Raw genomic sequence first — 23,348 nt, forward strand, 5'->3', positions numbered from 1 at the left:
TCATGAAGGTGACTATTTATTCCTATGAATTCATAAAATAATTCCAATGTATATTTGGCTTTTTTAAAAAAGAACAGCAACTCCTAACGTGATTGTATCTTGAGTGGTAGGCTCTCCCTGACTTCGAAGAATCCTCTTAAGAGCACCATACTCTACATCATGCTCGTACTCTGAAAAAATATTAAGCCCTGGCTTAAGACGATAATAAGGTCTCAGGATATAACGCATTTGGTTTAAGCCATTGCCAATCTCGTTTTTGACGACGGTATGAGTGGCCAAAATGCTGCGAATTCCTGTGACGAAGAAGAAGTTATTAGTCAGTTGGTTAGCCCGTGCTAACTGAATGTCAAATTTCACACTGCCATCGCGGTAATAGGTTCTAATGTTGGTATCAATATACCAAGGCATTAACCCTTCAATACCAATACCAGGTTGCCAATAAGGGCCTCCCGGGCGATAAAAATAATTGACCCCTCCTTTAACCGCCCAAAATTGGCTAATCAAATGCCAATAGAACACATCGATGTCGGCGTTTTCAACCGTTCCTTTATAAATTTCAGCGTCCTCAGTATACAACTGGAGCTTATTGTAATCTGGGCCATAGAGGCCTCTAAACGTCATTTCCTGAGCATTATGAAAAGGGTCTTCGCCAAGTTCAATATAGCTTGAACGATAGAAGCCTTGATGATGCCCTGCAGGGTGTTTGATAAGAGAAGCATCCAGTGGCATGACTTCGTCTTCTCGTACAATGGGTCGATTGATGTAGGCTTGCTGATAGGCGTAATTGTCTGGCTTTCGAGTGCCGTTGGCAATCTCAATGATGGTGGTGTATTGAAATACGCGCGCCATGCCTGCGGTCATGTGCAGAAGATGATGGCAATGGAAGAACCATTGACCGCTGGCTTCAGTATCAAAATCGGCAACGGCAGTAGCCCCTGGAGGGACTTCAATGGTATGCAATAAGGGATCGTAAGACCCATGACCATTGCGTAAAATAAACCAATGGCCGTGAATATGCATGGGGTGACGCATCATCGAATTGTTGGTAAAAATAATCCGATAACGCTTTCCTGGCTCAATCAGAATTGGTTTGGCCTTGTATTCTGGTAGACCATTAATAAACCAAATGTAACGGTCCATGTAACCAAACAATTCCATTTTAATAATCCCATCGACCGGTTTATTCGGGTTGTTGGTTTTCACTGCTCCTTTTAACTCTTGGTATTTGGTTCCCAGGGTGCTGGCCTTTGCCGAATCAGGCGGCTCTATCTTATCGCCGATGATGGTCGGCTCAATAGGCATCTTCATATTCATGGAGCCCTTCATCGACATGCCCTGCTCCATAGGCTTATCTGACTTCATGTTCCTATTCATAGACATGTCATTAGCAGAGTTAGACGTCTTACTCTGGCTCATTGCGCTATGATTCATGTCCGGCATAGCCATGCTGTTGTTCATTGCGGTCGATGAGGGGTCAGATTTCATTTGAGCAGAGTTAGATGTCTTATTCTGGCCCATTGCGCTATGATTCATGTCCGGCATAGCCATGCTCTTGTTCATTGAGGTCGACGAGGAGTCAGATTTCATTTGAGCAGAGTTAGACGTCTTACTCTGACTCATTGCCCCATGATTCATACCTGGCATGTCCATACTCTTGTTCATCGAGGTCGATGAGGATTTGGACTTCATTGATGAGGTGTGAGCGGAATGATTGGATGCATTGTCCATTTTCTTTTGGGCAGTCATGGAGGACATGGAGTGATTAGCGCTTTGCGAGCTCATTGATTGAGAGTGCGAAGGCATGGTCATGGAGGGTTTCATTGCCGTTGATGATTTATTTTTGTTCATCAAACCATGCAGTTGGTTTCCATCCATTGCCCCGCTATTCATAGACTGCATCATGTTGGCCATCATTTCTCTTGTGACAGGAAGTGGTTCAGGGAAAGGAGTCACGTCCTGATAATTGACGACTTGATTAGGATGAGTCACTAAGGCCCCATACGCTTTGCCCAGCGTGTCAATCGACTCGGCATAAATAATATAAGGCCTGTTTTTTTGAATGGTCACCAGGATATCATAGGTTTCACCCGGTGCAATCCAAAAATCCTCAATGGGATAAGGGACCACATCATTTCCTTGAATGTGCACCATCTCCACTTTGGCATCAGGAATTTTAACACGATAGATGGTACTTGCACCTGCGCCAATGAAACGTAGCCGCACCCTATCCCCTACCTTCACAGGAGCAGTCCAAGGATGAGATTTAGGCTGACCATTTAATAAATAGGCATCGTAAGCCACGTCACTTAAGTCATAAATACTCATGCGCATTTGTTGCATCATTTTATAATCAGCGATTAATTTTTTACGCTCTTCGGGAGAGGCTTTACGATAATCATGAAGAAACTTCATGAGTGAGGGTTGTAGGGGAAATCGAGGACCGTAATAATCACCGTCTTTTTTTAAATTCGCAAGCACTTGTTCGGCAGGAGTGTTGCTCCAATCGGATAACACCACCACATAATCTTTGGTGTAGTGATAACTTGGAGGATTGGGTGGATCAATAATAAAAGTACCGTACAAACCTTCCTGTTCTTGAACCTTAGCATGGGCGTGGTACCAATAGGTTCCTCTTTGATAAAGCTTAAAGCGATAATGGAATACGCCTCCCGGAGGAATTGGTTTTTGACTCACCCCGTCCACTCCATCCATTTGCCAAGGGACTAAAAGACCATGCCAATGAATGGACGTTCCCTCATCCAAATGGTTATATACATTGATGGTGACATCATCCCCTTCTTTAAAATGCAAAGTCGGTGCTGGAATTTGCCCATTAACAGCAATGGCGCGTCTCGGTTTGCCTGCAAAATTCACCGTTTTATAAGCAACCACCAAATTAACCGTACGCTTTGCTCCACCTGTAATAGTTAGAGGCGTCACCGCTTTAGGAGATTGTTTTTTAGTGGTAGGTTGTTCCATTTTGTATTGTGCAGGTTTCGATTGAGACGATGTAGTTTTCGGTGAAGTTAACGGTTGTGTTGAGGCACCATGTTGCTCATGCTGGGCAAACAATGCAGAAGAACTAAGCAGTAAAAAGGAAAAAATAAAGCAATAATTCCTGATTGAACAACGCAAATCCTTTTGTAACATGTTTCCATCCTTCCATAAAAATCGTATTAATGCGGCGATACCGTCTTTTCTGCTGTGACAGGCAAAACACCATACCCATACCGATAGACTAATTCCGCACCATACCAAGCTGTTGTGAGCAACAACACCTGGACAAGGAATAAAGCCATTAAGAAGAGCAGCGTCGGTTTTTGGTGTTTAATATAACGCCAAACCATCCAGAAAGCCACAAGTAAAATGGCACTTGCAGTAGCTAGTGCCCAGTTGCGGTGAATCACTTTTACGGCATGCGCCATAGCCCCATGTTTCACTGTATAAAAAGCATAAAACCCAGCGGACACAGTGGCAATCGTGCTCAATGCGGCCAGCCATAAACACCAACGCACTACGATTTCCAATTCGACAATAAACGGGTTGATTTTCCATCGAGTATTAGAGGCGAAATAGATTAAGGCATAAAAAATCACCGAAACAGTAAATAAGGCCACGGTAAAATGAACAAAAATGGGGTGCCAATTGGGGATAATTTCTATCATGGTCGATGCGTTCCTTATTCCAGTTTGGGGAACCAACATCCCATTCCCTCGTTTCCTCTTATAAAAAAAATAGTAGCCAAATAGCTATTCAGTTGACCCCTTTTTATTTCTTATTTTTGTCAATTGAATTGTTATCCATTATGCTAAATGTCTGAGATTAAAATAGCAACAATAAACCTGGGTGTTTCTAGTCGTTGGCAAGGACAAGGAAAATCATTTTGAAGGAATTGTTATGAATACTAAGGATTGTTTTGCAGAGAATGACTACGAAGAAAAAGCTAGAGAAACTAAACCTCTTTTTGATGAGACAGAGGTTCATGAAGCCAGGGACTTAGAAAATGAAATGGAGCTTGACGAGGAGTTTGATGCCATACGCTCCATGAATTAACGTCCTCGCCTGTTAATCGGGATCCTTATAAAGGGCTTCAAACCAATTGGTCATCACATCATTACGCATTATTCGGGAGGATTCCAATGAATCCCTCATCATCTGCGCAACACCATGCTCTATTTTTTTAAAGCAATTGCTCTGTGTAGCCATGCGGCGATTGGCTTGAATGGGTGGGCTTAATAGTTCGATTGCTTTCATCAGCGGATTCACTTTTTCAGAAAACACATAGCGACTTAGGCGCATGGGATGCGTTTTCTCAAGCCACCAGGATAAAAAAGGGTTACTTAAGCTCTGCACAGAAGGTTGGATAACTTTTTGATAAATTGAGTCATTGGCTTCGGATGTTTGACGAACCTTGTCAAACGGTTGCGTGGAGCTCGTTGCGCAAAGTTCTGTAAGTTCGCGCGCTTCAAAACGCACATGATATTGTTCTTTACTGCAATCGGGATCGCCCGTTGGGTTAACGATTATCATTTCATAAAGCCCTGGCTGCAATTGCTCAATGGCATTACTATGCTCCAAAATAGCACGATGGTGCAAACGAACGACCTTAGCCGACACAAAGATTCCTAAATGCCCAACGGAAGGATGAAGGAGATACACCACTCGCTGTTTGGCCTTCTTCAATGCTTGAGTTGTAGGATAAATCGTTCTTATCCAATGTAAAGCCTGCCTCGGTGGGGTAATTAGATCGCCTTGGGAAGCAAAGAGAACAATAGGGCTTTGAATGCGTTTCAAATCGTAAACGCATCCTTTATGAATCCGCATTTCACCGCGCTCTAGTTGATTGCCAATAAAAAGATTATTCACTGTGGCCATTATCTCTTCTTGACTGAATTGATAAAACCCATTCCACCAGCGTTCAAACTCCAAGAATCGTTCTCGCTCTGCATCAACTTCATCAAATAAGCCATAATACTTATCCCAAATAGCCGTGGTGGGATTGAGTAACTCAAAATTAGAGACCAACCACGCCCCATCCAATATCCCTTCTTTTAAATCCGATAGAAAGCGAGCACTCCAGGAACCACCCAAGAGTCCACCCAATAACTGCATGGGATTGGCTTCTTCTTCGCTGTTGGACCAATAAGAAACCGGTGAGCCATTCATGACCGTCAAGCCAACCGATCCCATACAATCAGAAGCCAATAAGGCCAGCATCCAACCGGCTTGACAATTGCCATAAAGAATGGGGGCTTTGCCTTCATGCCAGGCTTGGACTTTTTCAACAAAATGGCGCAAAGTCATCAGGACATCGGCGAGCGTTTGATGAGGCACAGGATTAGGATAAAAAATAACAAAATACACAGGATGACCACTATGTAATGCGATGCCCACTTCAGAGTCCCGTTTGAAACCACCAATCCCTGGCCCATGGCCTGATCTGGGATCCACAATAATAACTGGATGAGCCTGAGGATCAAAACATTCCTCAAAGCACACATCACCGACTTCAAGAATTTTAACCAAGGCATAATTCGTTTTGGGTTCCAATGATTTCCCATCCAAAACTAATTCATATTTGAAATTAAGCAGTGGTGGCAACCCTTGTTGTTCGTGCTCCATCATATTATTGGCGCGTTCACGTAAAGTATCGCAAAACAAAATAGAACGCTGCCAACAATCCAGTTGATAAGAAAAAAAATCAAGCCCTATTTGATAAGGCAAGTCGATGTCTTGCTTGTCCATGCGTCACCACCATCTTGAATCAGCCATCTCTTTACCTATTGTGGACTAGGGATAAGATTTTTACAAAAATTTTCTCTCCATCGGATGACTGATATGGACAAGACCTAAAGTCAACGACTGCTCAAGAAAGTGATAGGGAGATTAAATAATAAATAATCCAGTCTTAACCGTTTGTTGTTGCGCAGTAGATAATCTATTATGGTAATACCTCTTTTGATTAGGATGAATCTCATGAAAAAAATCAATTTTATATTGTATTTATTAACCATGCTCGCCATATCCTTTGTGACCTTGGGTCATGGAACCACTGAAACCACTGACACTACAAACCAAACGAAACACATATATCGCGGCTCCTCGATTACTCTTGAAGAGTTAGCCAAAGTTGCGGATTTATCCTCGGCACGGGATCAAAAAGGGAACCCCGTGACCCTAGAAGAAGAACGCTATCAGATTGGCTCTTTTACAAAAGGCACGGTGACTATCATTCCCAAAAGTGGGAAAGTGGACGATGTCATTACCTTGGATTTAAAACCAAATTAATGCATAAAAATCGAACCTTGCTCAATAGGAGCTAAAATCCACTAGTCGTTTTGTAAGTCATGATGTCTGTGCCTCGAATAGGGCCATTTACGTCTGCAGCCTCCTTACTTAAGGCGACCGTAATCGACAACAAATCATGCACAATACCCTACATCATGACTCATTCCTTGATTAATTAGGGACACCTGAAGGATACAAAGCACGCAGCTGCGCCAATACTTTTTGTAATTTTTGCCAGTTGGTTTCAGTTCCTTTTTTATCATTGGCATCGCCTGTTTTATCAAGACGAGTGGCCAATTGACTGACATAGCTTAGATTTTGCTGTAGTGATTTTTTCTGTTCCTCTGACAAATCCTTGCTTAACGCAGGTAATGCGTTGACTAAATCACGAATGGCAAACGCATGCTGGTGTATGGTCGTTAAATCATCACTACTGAGCACTTGATTAATGGATGCCGCATGCTTATCTACAGCCTCCCAAATGGCTGGAATCGTTTTGGGAATGGATTGTGTAGGCTCTTCAGTGGAATCAGCCATTGCTTGAGAATACCCACAAACCAACAAAACACTAGTGATAAGCCCCAACCAAAAATGGCTTTTTTGTTTCAAAGTAACGTGCTTCATGTTCTTTCTCCTTGTTCCGTTTTATTGAATTGCATCCGCTGTTCTCGCCATACTTCAATAGCATTATACACCGTAGGTACTACAAACATATTTAAAAACGTGGAGGTAAATAGTCCTCCCAAAAGCACCTGAGCTAAAGGACGCTCAAGTTCCTTTCCTGCAGGCGAACCCCATAACAAAGGAATTAAGCCAAGTGCTGCTGTTGCGGCGGTCATTAGTACGGGCACTAAGCGATCGAGGGTTCCTTGAATGACCACTTGCTCACGTGGTTGTCCCTGGACACGCAATTGATTGTAGTGGCTCACTAAAATAATCCCATTACGTGCCGCGATTCCAAATAAGGTGATAAAACCAATCATAGCCGCCACACTCATATTTCCACTCGCAAGAAACAAAGAAATCACGCCACCAATCAAAGCGAGCGGCAAATTAAACATGACCAATAACGCTTCACGGAATGTACCAAACGCTTTATGAAGAAGAATCAACATAATGAAAATAGCCAATGCACCAAAAAGAATAATCACGCGAGAGGCTTGTTGCTGACTTTCAAACTGACCACCATACTGAATGAAATAACCACTGGGCAATGTAACCTTTTCCTTAACCCGTTGTTGCACTTCTTGAATCACACTGCCTAAATCGCGGTCTTGCACATTAAAAGCAATCACCAAGACACGCTGCACGTTTTCCCGATTAATCGCAAAAGGCTGGGGTTCTAGGCGAATTTCAGCTACCGCACGCAAAGGAATTTTAGTTTTCTGATTCTCCGTTCCATGAGCGTCAATCAGCATGTTTTGAATGGCTTTAACACTGTCTCGCCCTGTTTCACTCATTCGCAAATACAAATCAAACGTTCGCTGCCCTTCGAGGATACTGGATACCGTCACGCCATTCAAAAGAACTTGAACATCCTCAGAAATTTGCCCCACATTAATGCCATAACGCGTTGCTTTTTCGCGGTCAATGGTAATGACCAACTGGGGTACATTAATTTGTTGCTCTTTATTAACATCCACTATTCCTGGTACGGTTTTTAATATAGTTTCGACCGATTGACCCAGTTCGTTTAATGTCGCAAGATTATCACCAAAAAGCTTCACCGCCACTTGTGCTCTGACCCCCGACAGCACTTCATCCATACGATGAGCAATAAATTGACCCACATTAAACAGCGCTCCTGGGATATTCGCTAGATCCGCTCGAATACGACGCAATAACTCATCAGGCGACATGCTTTTGTCTTTGTCAAAATTAAGACGTACATCAAATTCACTGATATTAGGTGGCAGCGCATCCTCATCCAGTTCGCTGCGCCCTGCACGTTGAGCAATGGAGAGGACTTGTGGATACTTGAGCAAAGTTTTACTGACCTGTTTGCCTAATCGCATGGATTCATCCAATGAAGTCCCAGGAAGAGTACTCATTACGATAATAAAATTGCCCTCATGAAACTCAGGTAAAAAAGAGGTGCCAAAAAAAGGAAGCAAAGCCAAAGAAAAAATAAATGCGGCACCTGACATAGCAACGACTGTTTTACAATGTGCCAAAGACCAATTTAATCCCGTTAAAAAATGTTTTTTTAACCAAATCACAAAACGAGTTTCAGATTGCGCGTGTTTGACTACTTCTTCTTCCGTTAAATGATAACGTTCCTCTTGAGATAACGCATGTACCACCACCTTAACATCCTGTTTTTTCTCAGCTTTTCTGACTAATAGAATATAACAAAGGGCTGGCACCATCGTGATAGAAACAACGAGCGAACCTAATACCGAGGCAATATAGGCAATAGCCAACGGGCTAAAAATTCGCTCAGCAATACCTGATAAAAAGAAAATGGGCAAAAACACCAAACTAATGATAATGGTGGCATAAACCACAGAGCTTCGAATTTCCAAAACCGCATCAAAAACAATTTCAATGGCAGGCAAGGGCTTTTCTGTCAAACGATTCAACCTTAAGCGATGCACCACGTTTTCAACAGTGATAATGCCATCGTCCACCACCTCACCTATTGCAATCGCCATCCCCCCTAAAGTCATGGAGTTAATACCAAAACCAAAATAGTAAAGGACCAAGATACCGACAATAAAAGATATCGGCATGGAAAGAAATGTAATGAAGGAAGCTCGCCAATTCATTAAAAAAAGGAACAACACCGCAATGACAATGATGGCTCCTTCAATCAGCGCCTTAGTCAAGTTATGTATGGCTGATTCAATGAAATTGGCTTGGCGAAACACATCCGTCACTAATTCAACACCCGCAGGCAGTGTGTGTTTAATTTCCGCTAACGCTTGCTCCACTTTATCAGTCGTGGTTACGGTGTCCGCTCCATAGATTTTGGAAATCGTACCAATCACAGCATTTTCTGCATTATAAGTGCCATCACCTCGTTTAATTTCACCACCAAAGGTCACAGTGGCCACGTTGTTAATAGTAATAGGCGCTCCATTACGCACCACAATCAATGTTTTCTTAATATCATCCAGTGTTTTAATACGCCCAATGGTACTCACTACGAATTCAGTACCAGCCTGATGGACAAACGCGCCAGGCACGTTTTGATTCCCTGCCGCTAACGCTTGACGCACTTCTTCCACTGTGATGCCATAAGCCAGCATGCGTTGTGGATCCAATTGGACTTGATACTGTTTCACTTCCCCACCAGTAGAAACCACTGCAGCCACCCCACCAAGAGCCAGGATGCGTGGGCGAATGGTCCAATCGGAAATGGTGCGAAGCAGTTCAGGGCTTGCGGTTCGACTCACCAGGGCATATTTTATCAACCATCCAACCGCTGAAGTCACAGGAACCATAGTTGGGGAATTCACTCCTGGAGGAAGTCGATTGACTACTTGTTGAATGCGCTCATTAACTAGTTGACGATTGCGATAAATATCCGTCTTGTCATCAAACACAATAGTAATTGTAGATAATCCTACCGAGGTTTTGGAGCGAACACTGGCTACCCCCGGTGTCCCATTAATGGCACTTTCTAAGGGGTAAGTCACCAGTGTTTCCACATCTTGCGTGGCCATACCAGGTGCTTCTGTTTGTACCACCACTTGTGGCGGGGCAAATTCGGGAAAAACATCCGCGGGCATTTGTTTTAAAGCATAGCCACCCAACAAACAAAGAATCAGGGTTTGGGCCAGGATTAATGGCCTATTATGCAGTGACCAGGCAATGAGATGAGTAAACATTTAATGATGCTCCTCTTCGCCTGTTTTCGGTTTACTGCCACCACTAAGCCACAGTGTATAAAGTTCACGGTTGCCCTGCGTCACAACAAGGTCGCCTGGCACTAAACCATCCGTAATTTCTGAGTAGTCATCATCCACAGCACCTACTTGAGCAACGACGCGGTCATACGTGTCCCCATTTTGAACAAAAACAAATTGCTGATTATCCGCCTGTAAAAGAGCCGCGTTAGGTACGGCAAGTGCTGCCTCATTACGAGCTAAAATGACGTTGGCGCGTACAAACATCCCGGGCTTTAGGAGTTTCTCTTCATTATCCAAGGTGATGCGCACATTCACGGTACGAGTTAAGGAGTCAAGATTGGGTTCAATTAAAGTTACTTGTCCTGCAAAAACCTTCTTTGGGTAACTTAAGGCATGAATAGTCACTTCTTGCCCTACCTTAACCTTACCTAAATCTTCTTCATACACTTGGGCTACGACTAATAATTTATCGCGATTACTGATGTGAAAAAGAACCGTGTTCGGCTCAACCGCTTGACCTAAATTGATATTTCTCGCATCAATAATACCCGCAATGGGGGCTGTGACGGCGACACTTGGAGGAGGATTACCTACTAACCTTGACTGTACTGTGGCCAAACGTTGCCCTGCCTTGACGCTATCCCCTAAATTCACATCAATGGCGGTCACGCTCCCACTAATCCGAATACTGACATCGGCTTGGGCATCAGGTAACAATTGAATTTGGCCATTTAAACCAAGCATTTGCGCCATGGGGCGATTGGTTGCTTCCACCACCTTGATGTCAAGCATTTTAGTTTGTGCTGGTGTTAAATGAACGGGGCCTTTGGCTCCTCCCTCGCTCACTTCAATTTCTTCTCCATGGGCAAAACACCCTTGAATAGGAAAGAGTAGACTAAGAAACAGACTAATTAATGCCATCCTTCTCATTTGCTGCCACCATCTCATTTGCTATCCCCATTCCTTTGATACGCTAAATAAGAGCAAAACCCATTGGTTTTACCTGGACCAATAGCCGTACATAAAGCCACATACACTTGCAAATACTTTTCTAAAGTATTGAGATAAGTTGTTTGCAAATCATTTTGTTGTTTTTGCACTTGCAATACATTCAAAAAAGAAATTTGTCCGCTCTCATAAGAATCACGTGCCAGTTTGACATTCTCAACTGCTAATTTAAGAGAAACAGTTTGCGTTTCCCTAAGACTCATTTGAAGTGCTTTCAGTTGGGCATAGTTACTGGCTATTTCAGTTTCAATAACTAAATCCAAGGCACGTAATGCCATCATCGCTTGAGTTCCTGTGTGACTGGCTTCTAAAATTCGCCCCTGATTACGATTTAAAAGAGGAAGAGGCACAGAAAGCGTGACCCCCAAGGTGCGATCAGCGGGTTGGGGTGGTCCCTCTTCCACCACAATTTTATCTTGTTGAACACCAAGCCCTACCGTCCAATCCGCAAAACGCTCGGCTTTTGCCAAACGCCTGTCGGCATTGGCACGATGAATCGATAAAGCGATGGCCTGACGATCAGGACGATTTTTAAGGGCTAATGTTTTTAAGAAGGCTAACTCAGGAAGTTTTTTACCTGTGATGACATCCCTCTTAAGAGATAAAGGAGAATTGGCTTTCCGCCCCATCAATTGATTCAGTAGGGCATATTGACTGATACTAAAACTATGCAAAAGATGTTTTTCTTGTCCAATCCTCAGATACTCAATGCGTGCTGCATTGTCATCCAGCTTTGAAATTTCAGCCGCGTGATAACGGTTATGAATCACATCAACAAGCTCGTGGTTTATCCGTAATAAGTAATTCACCTGTTGCATGCGACGCTCGGTAATCACAGCAGCATAATACGCATTCGCTACTTTGCTACTTAATTGACGCTCTGCTTCCCTAATTTCTGCCATGGCTTTTAACACATCCAAGCGCGCCACTGTCTTTTGTTTTGCAATACGTCCTGAAATAGGAAATGCTTGGCTAAAACCAGCACTGCGTGAATATTCCCCTTCGTCATTAAATAAGCGATCGTCGTTATTGGAAAGATTAAGACTTGGATTAGGCCAAAGACCTGCTTGGATTAAACGCGCCTTGGCGATAGAAACAGTATAACGGGCTGCTTTTAAATCCTTGTTGTTCGCTAGAGCAATTTGAGTTATTTCTTGAAGGGTTAATACGTTGCCTGCTGTAGCCAGAGAGGAACACAGTAATAGAAGCATCACCCAACCAAAAAACCACTTCATAGAATTAATTTCCATAAATAATAAGATTCAAAATAACTTTTAATTCGTCTTACATCGGTATGCTCGACCTACCATCCAATGGTCCGCTACGAAATCATTTTTGGGATTGCCTTCATAAGTTTGCTGATGTTGAGTCACTAAAACCCTGTTAGCACCTAATAGAGCTGCTTCATTTCTTAAGATATTTAATTCATCCTTAATCAAATGATCATGGGATTGATAGGATTGGCTCATGCCATTACGATCGGAGGCTCTGACTTCCCCTAAAAAAGCACAGGCTTTGGAAGGCTTACCTGATTGGAGAAGGGTCACTTTTTCTCCCTCAGGAGTTAACTTGGCATTATAAGAACAGCCCACAAGGAGTACAGAAACCATCAATAGGATGGTGCGTTTCATCTGAAAATGAATCATGAATTAATCCCTTCTTTTTATTATTTTATTCTCTAGTATCTCCCACCCAATGCCATTAAACAAGAGTGGTATATTAATTGACGAGGTAGAACAAAAAAACAGAAAAGCACGCTAATAGCGTGCTTAATGCACTGCAGTAAGACGACTGTTTTGTGTGTTTTCATTTTTTATTCGGCAATTTGATGAATACCCAAATCAATCGTATCGTTCCTTGTTGCAAGCATCGGATTATAGACACAAACGGAACCATTGATTTTTCTTTGCTTTGCCGCATAACACGCCAAATCCGCTTCTTTAATCACGCTATTCACTGAAGCCGAGTGAGGATTCATCTGAGTGATGCCAATGGAGCAGCCTAGATTAAGCTTCGATAAAATACCTTTTTTGAAGGATTGCTTAGCTACTGTAATAAGATTTTCTGCAATCTTTTTCGCTTCATCCAAGGAGATGTGTTCCATCACAGCGATGAACTCATCACCACCATAACGAGCCACAATATCATCCTTTCGCAATCGCTGCCTTAGGAGTTGTCCAAATGCTGCCAACGTGTTGTCTCCCACATCATGACCATAACGATCGTTAACCGCCTTAAATTTATCCATATCAATAAAAAGGACAATAACCCATCCATCACTGCTCTTAATTTGCTGAAACCGTGTGTTCAACATTTCAAAAAGAGTCTCTCTGTTATGGCAACCAGTCAGCGAATCGTATTTGACATGATGCCTTAATAGTTCATAGCGATTTTTTAAATCATCCATTACTTCCATCTTTTGAATGGTCTTAGTCATAAGACGACAAGACAAATAAACATAGGTAGCGCCTAATAAAAACACACTGCCATAAAAATAATTAAGACAATGGGGATCAACCAAGAGACCATAAAAAATACTGGCCGAATAACTTAGAATAAATGCGCCAATAAAAACAAGATAAACGAGCCACTGCCAACGATAATGGCTCGTTTGTTGCAGTACGCTTTTAATTAAATAGGCACCACCGATTAGAAAGACAATACCAACCACAATCATAATAGCTGGGAACACCATGATTTTGCCTTATGAACAACCGACTGCTTCCTATTAGTATAGATCTCTTTTGTTTTTTTTCTATTAACAACCGTTTTTTTCATCTTTTGTTCATAGCCTTATCCGTCGTAGTCTCAGCGCATTAACAATGACCGAAACAGAAGACAGTGCCATCGCTGCTGCTGCAATAATCGGACTTAAGAGTAAGCCAGTTAGTGGGTATAAAACCCCCGCAGCTAAGGGCACACCCAGTACATTATAAATAAATGCAAAGAAAAGATTTTGACGAATGTTGCTCATGGTCATTTCTGACAAACGACGCGCTTTAACGATGCCACGCAAATCCCCATGTAACAAGGTAATACCAGCGCTTTCGATGGCCACATCAGTACCCGTTCCCATGGCAATACCAATGTCCGCCTTTGCCAAGGCCGGGGCATCATTGACCCCATCACCCGCCATAGCAACCACTAAACCTTTGTCTCTTAATTCACTCACGATGCGGCTTTTATCTTCAGGCATGATTTCAGCCACTACTTTTTTAATACCAAGGGTACCTGCCACCGCTTCTGCTGTTTTCTTACTATCTCCGGTGAGCATAACCATTTCGATGCCGCTTTGCTGCAACTCACGTATTGTTTCAGGAGTAGTCGATTTAATGGGGTCTTCCACCACCAAAAGAGCAACCGTTTTACCATCCACTGCCATGAACATGACTGATGCGCCTTTGCTGCGAAGTTCATCGGCTTTTTCAAAAAGGGCAAGCTTATCACTGCCATACTCTTGCATTAATCGTGCATTACCAACGGCAATACGATGGCCATTTACTTTACCTATCACTCCCTTTCCAGTAGGTGCTTCAAAATCTTCAACCGTCCCCAATGACAATTGTTTTTCTTTTGCTGCCATGACAATGGCAGTGGCGAGCGGATGCTCACTTTGATGTTCGATGCTCGCCGCAAACGTCAAAATGGCCTCTTCATCAAACTCATCATCAGTGACAATACGCGTCAGTTTAGGACGCCCCTCCGTTAGGGTACCTGTTTTATCAACCACTAACGTATTGACCTTTTCCATGCGCTCCAAGCTTTCAGCATTTTTAATCAAAACGCCACTCTGAGCGCCTTTTCCCACTCCGACCATGATGGACATCGGTGTTGCTAAGCCTAACGCGCAAGGACACGCAATGATGAGTACGGAAACGGCAGCGATTAATCCATAGCTAAAGGCTGGCTGCGGGCCGAACAGTGCCCACAGAATGAAAGACAACACCGCAACCAAAATCACCGCCGGCACAAACCAACCTGAGACGGTATCCGCCAATCGCTGAATCGGCGCACGGCTTCGTTGCGCCTCACTGACCATTTGGACAATGCGTGCCAGCATGGTATCACTGCCCACATGCATGGCTTTCATGATAAAACTGCCTGTCTGATTGATTGTTGCACCAATCACTTTGGCGCCCGCTTCTTTTGTAACAGGAATAGGCTCGCCGGTCACCATGGATTCATCGATAAAACTTCGTCCTTCCAGCACTTCCCCATCCACCGGTATTTTTTCACCAGGACGAACACGAAGCTTATCGCCAACGTGCACCTTATCAAGAGATACCTCTTCTTCGCTGCCATCCTCTTTAATGCGATGGGCACTTTCAGGAGCTAATTTCAGCAAGGCACGGATGGCGCTGCCAGTTTGTTCTCGTGCTTTTAATTCCAGCACCTGCCCTAATAAGACCAGAGTCGTAATCACCGCCGCCGCCTCAAAATAAACAGCCACTGTGCCGAATTGACTGCGAAAGGCAAGGGGAAATATCCCAGGAAACAGAACAGCCACTACACTATAAGCCCAAGCCACCCCAATGCCCATGGCAATTAGAGTAAACATGTTTAATTGGCGCGTTTTTAGAGAGTGCCAACCACGCACAAAAAAAGGCCAACCACCCCACAATACCACAGGTGTGGCTAATAGCAATTGAATCCAGTTTGAGATATTGGCCGAGATGAAATGCCCAAATCCATGGGCTCCCATTTCCAACAATACAATAGGAAAAGTAAGAACCAACCCTACCCAAAATCGCCATCTCATGTCGAGGTACTCAGGGCTCGCTCCCTCCTCAGTAGTTATCGATTCCGGTTCTAAAGTCATACCACAAATCGGGCAAATGCCAGGGTTTGATTGGCGAATTTCTGGATGCATGGGACACGTATAGATAACGGCACCATCGGTTTTAGAAGCCGTGTCTTGCCGCTTGTGGAGGCCATGCTCTTTGTGAAAGCAAGCAGGTTCTTTGTCAGTATGGGTATGCCCTTGGTGATGGTCGTGTTTCATGGTTTGCCCTACCTGTTATGTGTGAGTACGCTTTGACTTGATTTACCGAGACAGCGAACAGGCTTAATGGCCAGCGCCGCCATGACCACCATGCCCGCCCGCGCTGTGTCCTCCATAGCCGCCATCGACCTCTTGGGAGCCATGCTTCACTGCTCCATCGCAGGAACTCAAAAAGAATAGTCCTCCGATTAACCCAATAAGCACTGCAATCATTCTAAAGGCTTTAAACATGGATTACTCCTTGTTAATAATCAACTTATTTAGCTTACTTTTTAAAGCGGCCAGTTTGTTTTTGACTAGAACTTCCACAGCCAAATCACTCACATCAATCGCATTGGTGACATGATGAATGGTATTACACGTGATAACTTGCACCCCTTTCATCTCAGATAATAAAGAATAAGCATCTTCTGCAAACAGCGCATGCACACCAATACAAACGATGGACTTGCCCCCTGCTTGTTGTAACTGCTTCACCGTCTCTACCATGGTTCTAGCGGTGGAAATGATGTCATCGACAAGCACGAGTGTCGAGGATTCGAGTTCAGGAATAGTGGGTACTGAAATAGTCACTTCTTTGTCACCACGCCGAATCTTTTCCAAAATCACATAGGGAAAACGACCTTTTTCTGCAATATCGGCAACCCACTGTTCACTTTCCATATCAGGACCAATTAGAATTGGCTTAGGAACATGATGTTTAATCCATGTAGCAATCATCGATGTGGCATGCAAAACAAAAGTGGGGATCGAGTAGATTTCATCTAACGAGTGATAACGGTGTAAATGCGGATCAATGCTCATCAACCAATCGAATGAACTGGATAACATCTGTGCAAAATAACGTGAAGTAATCCCCTCACCCTGATGAAAGCGTTTATCTTGACGTAGATAGGAAAGATAAGGAGCAATCAAGCCAACTTTTCGAGCCCCTAACTCTTTAGCCGTTTTGGCAAAAAACAACAAAGGGAGTATTTTTTCATCCGGCTCGTTTAAGCTGTCCACCACCATAAGACTGCGATTATTAACCTCTGAATTGATTTTTAAGTACCACTCCGTGTCTGGAAAGCGATGAAAAGTCACATCCCCCACGTCCACTTGCAGAACTTCTTGTAATCGTCTGGCGATTTCTGATGAGTCAAATAATGAAAATAATAAGGGCTTCAAGGGCTTTCTCCTAAAAGAATTACGTCTTGTTTGTCACGTAAAACATCACAGGCGTAATGGAGCTCCCCTGAAGACTCCGAATGAATTGTAAACAAAGGCTCACCTTGTTCAACGGATTCGCCGACATGGACATGGAGGTCAATACCCGCCGATTTCGATTTTGGCGCACCAGCAAGCTTGGCAATTTTTGCAAGCTTTCGATTATCAATGAGGGAGACTTTTCCTGCCTTTGCAGCCACAACAGGATGAGTAAAACGTGCCTTTGTCAATTCCCTCATCCCACCCTGAGCCTCACAAATGGCCTGAAATTTCTTAAAGGCTTGTCCACTTTCCAATAATTGCTTCGCAATGGATTTCCCTAAACCCGGTTGTACTTTCGAAGAACACTCTAACGCAGCACCCGCAAGCGTCAACGCTCGTTCACGCAAATCATTGGGTGCATCAGGCAATCCTTGCAACACCGCCAATACATCGCGAGCTTCTAATGATGGGCCAATGCCATATCCTACCGGTTGTGAACCATCGGTCAATAAAGTATGGACAACAAGCCCTAACTCGTTACCTACCTCCTCAAGCAATTGTTTCAGAAGGAGCGCCATAGACTGATTCCTGACTTTGGCAGTAGGTCCTACGGGAATATCAATGACCGCATGTGTAGCACCTGTTGCAATTTTTTTAGAAAGAATGGAAGCTACTAATTGCCCTTCACTATCTAAATCAATAGCTCGTTCCACACGGATGAGCACGTCATCAGCAGGACTTAAACTCACAGCCCCACCCCATACGATACAGCCGTTTTCTTGTTCAACCACTTGGCGCATCTTTTGGGGACTTAAGTGGACTGGAGCTAAAGTCTCCATGGTATCCGCAGTCCCCGCAGGTGATGTAATGGCACGCGACGACGTTTTAGGTATCATCAACCCAAAGGCAGCCACGATGGGAACCACAATCAGAGTGGTGCGATTTCCAGGCAATCCTCCCACACAATGTTTATCAACGACCAGAGGTGAAGGCCAAGATAAGCGATCACCACTATCAATCATGGCTTTGGTGAGCTTCATCACTTCCGTACTGGTTAGACGTCCTGAGGCACTTGCCGCTAGAAAAGCGGAGATTTGTACATCAGAAAGACGACCGCTTAACACATCATCAATGATGACCTTCATTTGTTCATAAGACAGTTCTTTGCCATAAATCTTGGTATGCACATAGCTTAAGGATTCCAAGGGTTTTGGATGGGAGACCTGAATTTCATCGCCTTCTTTGGCATGTAAAGACTCCCAGGCGTAATCCGACAAACCAGCCTCACCAGGCTGAAGTAGCTCTGAGGTCACCACATTAAGAGTGGCTATAATAGAGCGCTGACCTAAAGTCACTTGGATACGGGTCTGTACTTCGAATCCTTCCGAATGACAAACATGACAATCCTCGCGCATGTAAATAATAGCTTCGTGATAGGTTTTAATCCCTAAATGTTTTAACCGAAGCCCATGAGAGGTTTGCTTACTCACCACAATTCCTCCGTTTGCAGATAAGAAGGAATGGTGCAAGAAAAACCTAATTGCTTCTCAATCTTCTGTTTTAGCGATTGGGCGCTGTGAGGCTCCCCATGGGTGATAAAAACCTTTTTAGGCGGATTAGTCAAATGAGTTAGCCATTCTAACAATTCCGGGTAGTCGGCATGAGCCGATGTACTGCTCATGACTACGACCTTAGCTTGTATCGGAATAAAACTCCCGTGAATTTTGACTTGCTTCTCCCCATTCACAATTCGAGCACCACGAGTGCCACCCGCCTGAAAGCCAGTAAAAAGTAGGGTATTTTTAGGATTAGGCGCAAAGGCTTTTAAATGATGCAGAATGCGGCCGCCTTGCGCCATGCCGCTGGCCGCTATGATGATTTGCGGCATGTGATGACGGTCAATCTCCTTGGACTCCTCAGGTGTGTTCACATAGGTGGCAACATGGCATAGTCCACGACATTGTTCTGCAGTTAAATGGTGGTCTTCTTTATAAGTGCAGAGTAAATGAGTGGCATCAATGGCCATGGGGCTGTCTAAAAAGACAGGAAGGTCTTTGGTAATTTGCCCTTGTCGTTTCAGTTCATAAATAAAATAAAGAAGACTTTGCGCACGCCCTACTGCAAACGCAGGAATAACGACTGAGCCCCCTCGTTTAACGGTTTGATTAATCACCTGAGCCATTTGAGGCAAAGGATCTGTGGCATCATGCAATCGGTCACCATAGGTGGACTCCATCACCAGATAATCCGTTTCTTGAATGAAGGCAGGGGCTTTCATAACGGGATCATAAGGACGGCCAATGTCTCCAGTAAATACAATGGAACCTTTTTGGGTTTTTATTTTGACCATGGCCGCACCCACAATGTGACCAGCACGATGATACACAAAACTGAAATCATGGAATAATTGATGCGGGGTATCAAAATCAATGGTTTCAAAATACTGCAATGCAGTATGAGCTTCTTTTTCAGTATAAAGAGGAAGAGCAGGTTGGTGTTTGGAGAATCCATACTTATTGGCCAAGCGGGCTTCTTCTTCCTGCAGATGACCACTGTCGGGTAACAAAATGGAACACAGTGCTTTGGTACCCGGTGTTGCATAAATTTTGCCTTGGAATCCATTTTTGACGAGCAAGGGAAGATAACCCGTATGGTCAATATGCGCATGAGTGATAATCACCGCATCGATATCATGGGGGTCAATAGGTAAAGGAGCCCAGTTGCGTAATCGTAATTCTTTATAGCCTTGAAAAAGACCGCAATCAATCAGGATTTTTTTAGAACCGACGGTCAAAAGATATTTAGAACCAGTAACCGTCTCAGTTGCTCCTAAAAAAGTTAATTTCATCTTGCCTCCGTTAAGTCTGCTGTTTTTTTCAAATCCATTTGGCCCCGCCACATCACATAAACCACAGGAATCACAATTAAGGTCAGCAGTAGCGCTGAAAAAACCCCACCGACCATAGGAGCGGCAAGACGCTTCATCACATCGGCTCCAATGCCTGTAGCCCACATCACCGGTAATAGGCCAATGATGTTAGCAAGACCCGCCATAGCCATGGGACGAATGCGGGAGACTGCACATTGTTGCACCATCTGAATCAAATCGGACAAGGTTCTGAGCCCCCCTTTTTCCTTTTGTTCATGGTAATCGGAATCAAGGTAAGCGAGCATCACAGCACTGGTTTCAGCAGCAACTCCTGCAAGCGCTATCATCCCTACCCAAACCGCAATACTCATGTTATACCCTAATACATAAAGCAGTAAAAAGCCGCCAAATAAAGCAAAGGGAACGCCTAGCATCACCATTAAAGTCTCAGTGATGGTGCGGAAGGTAAAGTAAAATAAAACAAAAATAATAGCTAAGGTCAGTGGCACAAAAATTTTAAGTCGCTCATAAACCCGTTGCATGAACTCATATTGTCCCGACCAGGCCAATGTATAACCTGGAGGCAATTTCACTTTGACTTTGACTGCTTGCTTTAGCTCCTCCACATAGCCGCCAATGTCTCGGCCGCTGATGTCAATGAAGACATAACCCGCCAACATGCCATTCTCATCGCGAACCATGGCAGGTCCTGAACGAAAAGTTAGCGTCACCAATTGCGCGATGGGTACCTCCGCACCACTGGGTGTTTTGACTAAAATACGATTGAGCTTGTCGGGGTCATCGCGCAATTCTCGCAAATAACGCACATTCACTGGGTAGCGCTCACGCCCCTCGATCGTGGTGGCAATGTTTTCACCACCCACGGCCGATTCAATGATGCGATTAACGTCCATAATGGTTAAACCATAGCGAGCCAACTGGTCCCGATTAATTTGAAAATCAAGGAAGTAGCCTCCAGCCACCCGCTCGGCATAAACCGTACTGGTGCCCTTTACTTCTTTGGCCACCATTTCAATTTCTTTGCCAATGGCTTCAATTTTTTTAATGTCGGGGCCAAAAATTTTTATTCCTACAGCAGTCCGAATTCCTGTGGTGAGCATGTCATTACGCGCTTTAATGGGCATGGTCCAAGCATTACTCACACCTGGGAATTGCAACGCTTCATCCATCTCTTTCACCAGGCTTTCATAAGTCACTCCTTTGCGCCAAAATTCTTTAGGCTTTAACTCCACAATCACCTCCATCATATTAAATGGAGAAGGGTCGGTAGACGTTTCGGCTCTTCCCGTCTTGCCAAAAACGTGTGCCACCTCTGGAAATGCTTTTAATTTCTTATCCATTTCTTGAAGCAAAGCCGTCGCTTGCGTCACCGAAATACCCGGTAAAGTAACCGGCATATACAAAATCGTCCCTTCATAAAGAGGGGGCATGAATTCAGAGCCAATGAGTTTATAAAGAGGAATGGTGGCCATAGCCAATACAATGGCAATTCCCATTACGAACTTGCGATACCTCAAAGCAAGCTTCAACACGGGCGCGTACATGGTTTGCATCAAGCGAGTAATCGGATGTTTTTGTTCAGGGATAATTCGACCACGCACCAAAAGAGGCAATAGGACAGGAATTAAGGTGATGGCAAGTAAAGCACTCATGAAAATGGCCAAATTCTTAGTATAAGCCAAGGGCGAAAACAGCCGCCCTTCTTGAGCTTCCAAGGTAAAAACGGGCATGAAGGAGATGGCAATGACCAAAAGGGATGAAAAAATGGCAGGCCCCACCTCTTTCGCCGAATCGATTAACACCTGGGTGCGATCACCTGGGCTTCCTTTTGCTTCCCAATCCGCTAAGCGTTTATGGGCATTATCGACCATGATGATGGCCGCATCGACCATATCGCCAATGGCGACAATAATGCCTCCGATGGACATGATATTCAGTCCGACATGTAAGAAATAAATGGGGATAAACGAAATCAAAATCGCCAGCGGCAAAGTAATAATAGGAATCAATGCCGAGCGAAAATGCCCTAAAAACACAATAATGAGTAACCCAACCACCACCAGTTCTTCAATCAAGTTCCAATTGGCCGTGGAAATCGCTTCCCGGATTAAATGACTTCGGTCATACACAGGAACCATTTTTATCCCTTCCGGGATTGCCGAAGCTAATTCTTTCAATTTATCCTTGATGCGACCAATCACTTGCAGCACGTCTTCACCAAAGCGCATGATGACAATGCCACCCACGGCTTCGCCTTGGCCATTTAAATCGACCACCCCGCGGCGCATGTCCGAGCCAAGCTGAACAGTCGCTACATCACGTAATAAAATCGGTGTGCCATTGGCATTGGTGCCCACGGCAATTTTTTCAATATCCTCAGTAGACTTAATGTATCCGCGACCACGAATCATGTACTCCACGCCCGAAAACTCAATGACTCGACCACCGGTGTCGTTATTACTCATACGAATTTTTTCAACAATCTCAGGAACCGATAGGTTGTAGGCAAGGACTTTGACTGGATCCAAATTGACTTGGTATTGCTTGACAAAACCTCCCACACTGGCTACTTCAGACACCCCAGGAACCGCTCTTAACCAATAGCGCAAATACCAATCCTGAAATGTGCGTAACTCAGCCAGGTTATGCTTGCCATTGTCATCCACCAAGGCGTATTGATAAATCCAACCCACCGGTGTCGCATCAGGGCCCAATTGAGGAGTCACTCCTTCGGGCAATTTTCCAGACAGCTGACTCATGTATTCCAAGACCCGACTTCGCGCCCAATAAATATCCGTACCATCCTCAAAAATGATGTAGACATAAGAAAAGCCAAAATCAGAAAATCCCCGCACAGCTACTACTTTTGGTGCTGACAACAATGCAGTTACAATAGGATACGTGACTTGATCTTCGATGAGATCGGGCGAACGTCCCATCCAGGTCGTATACACAATGACCTGAGTGTCTGAAATGTCAGGCAATGCGTCCATACGGGTATTCTTCAAGGCCATATAGCCCATGAAAGAAAACCCGAGCACAAAAAGCAACACAATAAAACGATTGCGTGCACAAAACTCAATAATCCGTTCAACCATAAAATCCCTTTATTCCAAGG

16 protein-coding genes are annotated in these 23,348 nt (G+C 44.0%); 2 read left to right on the forward strand and 14 right to left on the reverse strand.

Going from position 1 to position 23,348, the window contains the following annotated elements; translation table 11 throughout:
• Positions 1-63: 63 nt before the first annotated feature.
• Both clem_RS08280 and clem_RS08285 read right to left on the reverse strand, forming a co-directional pair.
• The gene (locus clem_RS08280) at positions 64-3,150 is read right to left on the reverse strand and encodes a multicopper oxidase domain-containing protein (RefSeq protein ID WP_027265440.1); all 3,087 of its coding nucleotides are present in this window, start codon (positions 3,148-3,150) and stop codon (positions 64-66) included.
• A gap of 26 nt (positions 3,151-3,176) precedes the next feature.
• The gene (locus tag clem_RS08285) at positions 3,177-3,704 is read right to left on the reverse strand and encodes a DUF2231 domain-containing protein (RefSeq protein ID WP_027265441.1); all 528 of its coding nucleotides are present in this window, start codon (positions 3,702-3,704) and stop codon (positions 3,177-3,179) included.
• Positions 3,705-3,897: 193 nt separating this feature from the next.
• Between clem_RS08285 and clem_RS08290 the strand changes: the two genes are divergently transcribed.
• Positions 3,898-4,053, forward strand: a complete 156-nt coding sequence (locus clem_RS08290; RefSeq protein ID WP_167592934.1) for a hypothetical protein — start codon at positions 3,898-3,900, stop codon at positions 4,051-4,053.
• A 12-nt stretch (positions 4,054-4,065) separates the two neighbouring features.
• On the opposite strand, the gene clem_RS08295 is transcribed toward clem_RS08290, so the two are convergent.
• A complete protein-coding gene (locus clem_RS08295) occupies positions 4,066-5,745 on the reverse strand; it encodes a DUF3141 domain-containing protein (protein ID WP_027265442.1) in 1,680 nt (559 codons plus the stop codon).
• 231 nt (positions 5,746-5,976) lie between these two features.
• Here clem_RS08295 and clem_RS08300 point away from each other — a divergent pair, with 231 nt between their 5' ends.
• Positions 5,977-6,288, forward strand: coding sequence for a hypothetical protein (locus clem_RS08300; protein WP_027265443.1), 312 nt, complete (start codon positions 5,977-5,979; stop codon positions 6,286-6,288).
• Between the two features lie 171 nt (positions 6,289-6,459).
• Here clem_RS08300 and clem_RS08305 read toward each other — a convergent pair whose 3' ends face one another.
• The 11 genes from clem_RS08305 to clem_RS08355 all read right to left on the reverse strand — a co-directional run bounded on the left by clem_RS08305 (position 6,460) and on the right by clem_RS08355 (position 23,328).
• Positions 6,460-6,912, reverse strand: a complete 453-nt coding sequence (locus clem_RS08305) for a hypothetical protein (RefSeq protein WP_027265444.1) — start codon at positions 6,910-6,912, stop codon at positions 6,460-6,462.
• Positions 6,909-10,121 (reverse strand): efflux RND transporter permease subunit, encoded by a 3,213-nt coding sequence (locus tag clem_RS08310; protein ID WP_027265445.1) that lies wholly within the window; start codon positions 10,119-10,121, stop codon positions 6,909-6,911. The genes clem_RS08305 and clem_RS08310 overlap by 4 nt, the downstream gene beginning before the upstream one ends.
• Positions 10,122-11,090: an efflux RND transporter periplasmic adaptor subunit gene (locus tag clem_RS08315; protein ID WP_027265446.1), complete on the reverse strand. Its 969-nt coding sequence runs from the start codon at positions 11,088-11,090 to the stop codon at positions 10,122-10,124.
• Positions 11,087-12,400: a TolC family protein gene (locus tag clem_RS08320; protein ID WP_027219594.1), complete on the reverse strand. Its 1,314-nt coding sequence runs from the start codon at positions 12,398-12,400 to the stop codon at positions 11,087-11,089. Before clem_RS08320 ends, clem_RS08315 begins: the two co-directional genes overlap by 4 nt.
• A 24-nt stretch (positions 12,401-12,424) precedes the next feature.
• A complete protein-coding gene (locus clem_RS08325; RefSeq protein ID WP_013101324.1) occupies positions 12,425-12,796 on the reverse strand; it encodes a DUF4156 domain-containing protein in 372 nt (123 codons plus the stop codon).
• Positions 12,797-12,963: 167 nt separating this feature from the next.
• Positions 12,964-13,845, reverse strand: coding sequence for a GGDEF domain-containing protein (locus clem_RS08330; RefSeq protein WP_014843655.1), 882 nt, complete (start codon positions 13,843-13,845; stop codon positions 12,964-12,966).
• Positions 13,846-13,935: 90 nt separating this feature from the next.
• A complete protein-coding gene (locus clem_RS08335) occupies positions 13,936-16,152 on the reverse strand; it encodes a copper-transporting P-type ATPase (protein ID WP_014843654.1) in 2,217 nt (738 codons plus the stop codon).
• A 234-nt stretch (positions 16,153-16,386) separates the two neighbouring features.
• A complete protein-coding gene (locus clem_RS08340; protein ID WP_014843652.1) occupies positions 16,387-17,319 on the reverse strand; it encodes a ribose-phosphate pyrophosphokinase in 933 nt (310 codons plus the stop codon).
• The gene (locus clem_RS08345; RefSeq protein ID WP_014843651.1) at positions 17,316-18,830 is read right to left on the reverse strand and encodes a thymidine phosphorylase family protein; all 1,515 of its coding nucleotides are present in this window, start codon (positions 18,828-18,830) and stop codon (positions 17,316-17,318) included. Before clem_RS08345 ends, clem_RS08340 begins: the two co-directional genes overlap by 4 nt.
• Positions 18,827-20,188 (reverse strand): MBL fold metallo-hydrolase RNA specificity domain-containing protein, encoded by a 1,362-nt coding sequence (locus clem_RS08350; protein ID WP_014843650.1) that lies wholly within the window; start codon positions 20,186-20,188, stop codon positions 18,827-18,829. The genes clem_RS08345 and clem_RS08350 overlap by 4 nt, the downstream gene beginning before the upstream one ends.
• Positions 20,185-23,328 carry an efflux RND transporter permease subunit gene (locus clem_RS08355; RefSeq protein WP_042755009.1) on the reverse strand — a complete coding sequence of 1,048 codons (3,144 nt, stop codon included), beginning with the start codon at positions 23,326-23,328 and terminating at the stop codon, positions 20,185-20,187. The genes clem_RS08350 and clem_RS08355 overlap by 4 nt, the downstream gene beginning before the upstream one ends.
• Between the last annotated feature and the right edge of the window lie 20 nt (positions 23,329-23,348).

Source organism: Legionella clemsonensis (genome assembly GCF_002240035.1).
In the GTDB taxonomy this organism is placed as follows: Bacteria; Pseudomonadota; Gammaproteobacteria; order Legionellales; family Legionellaceae; genus Tatlockia; species Tatlockia clemsonensis.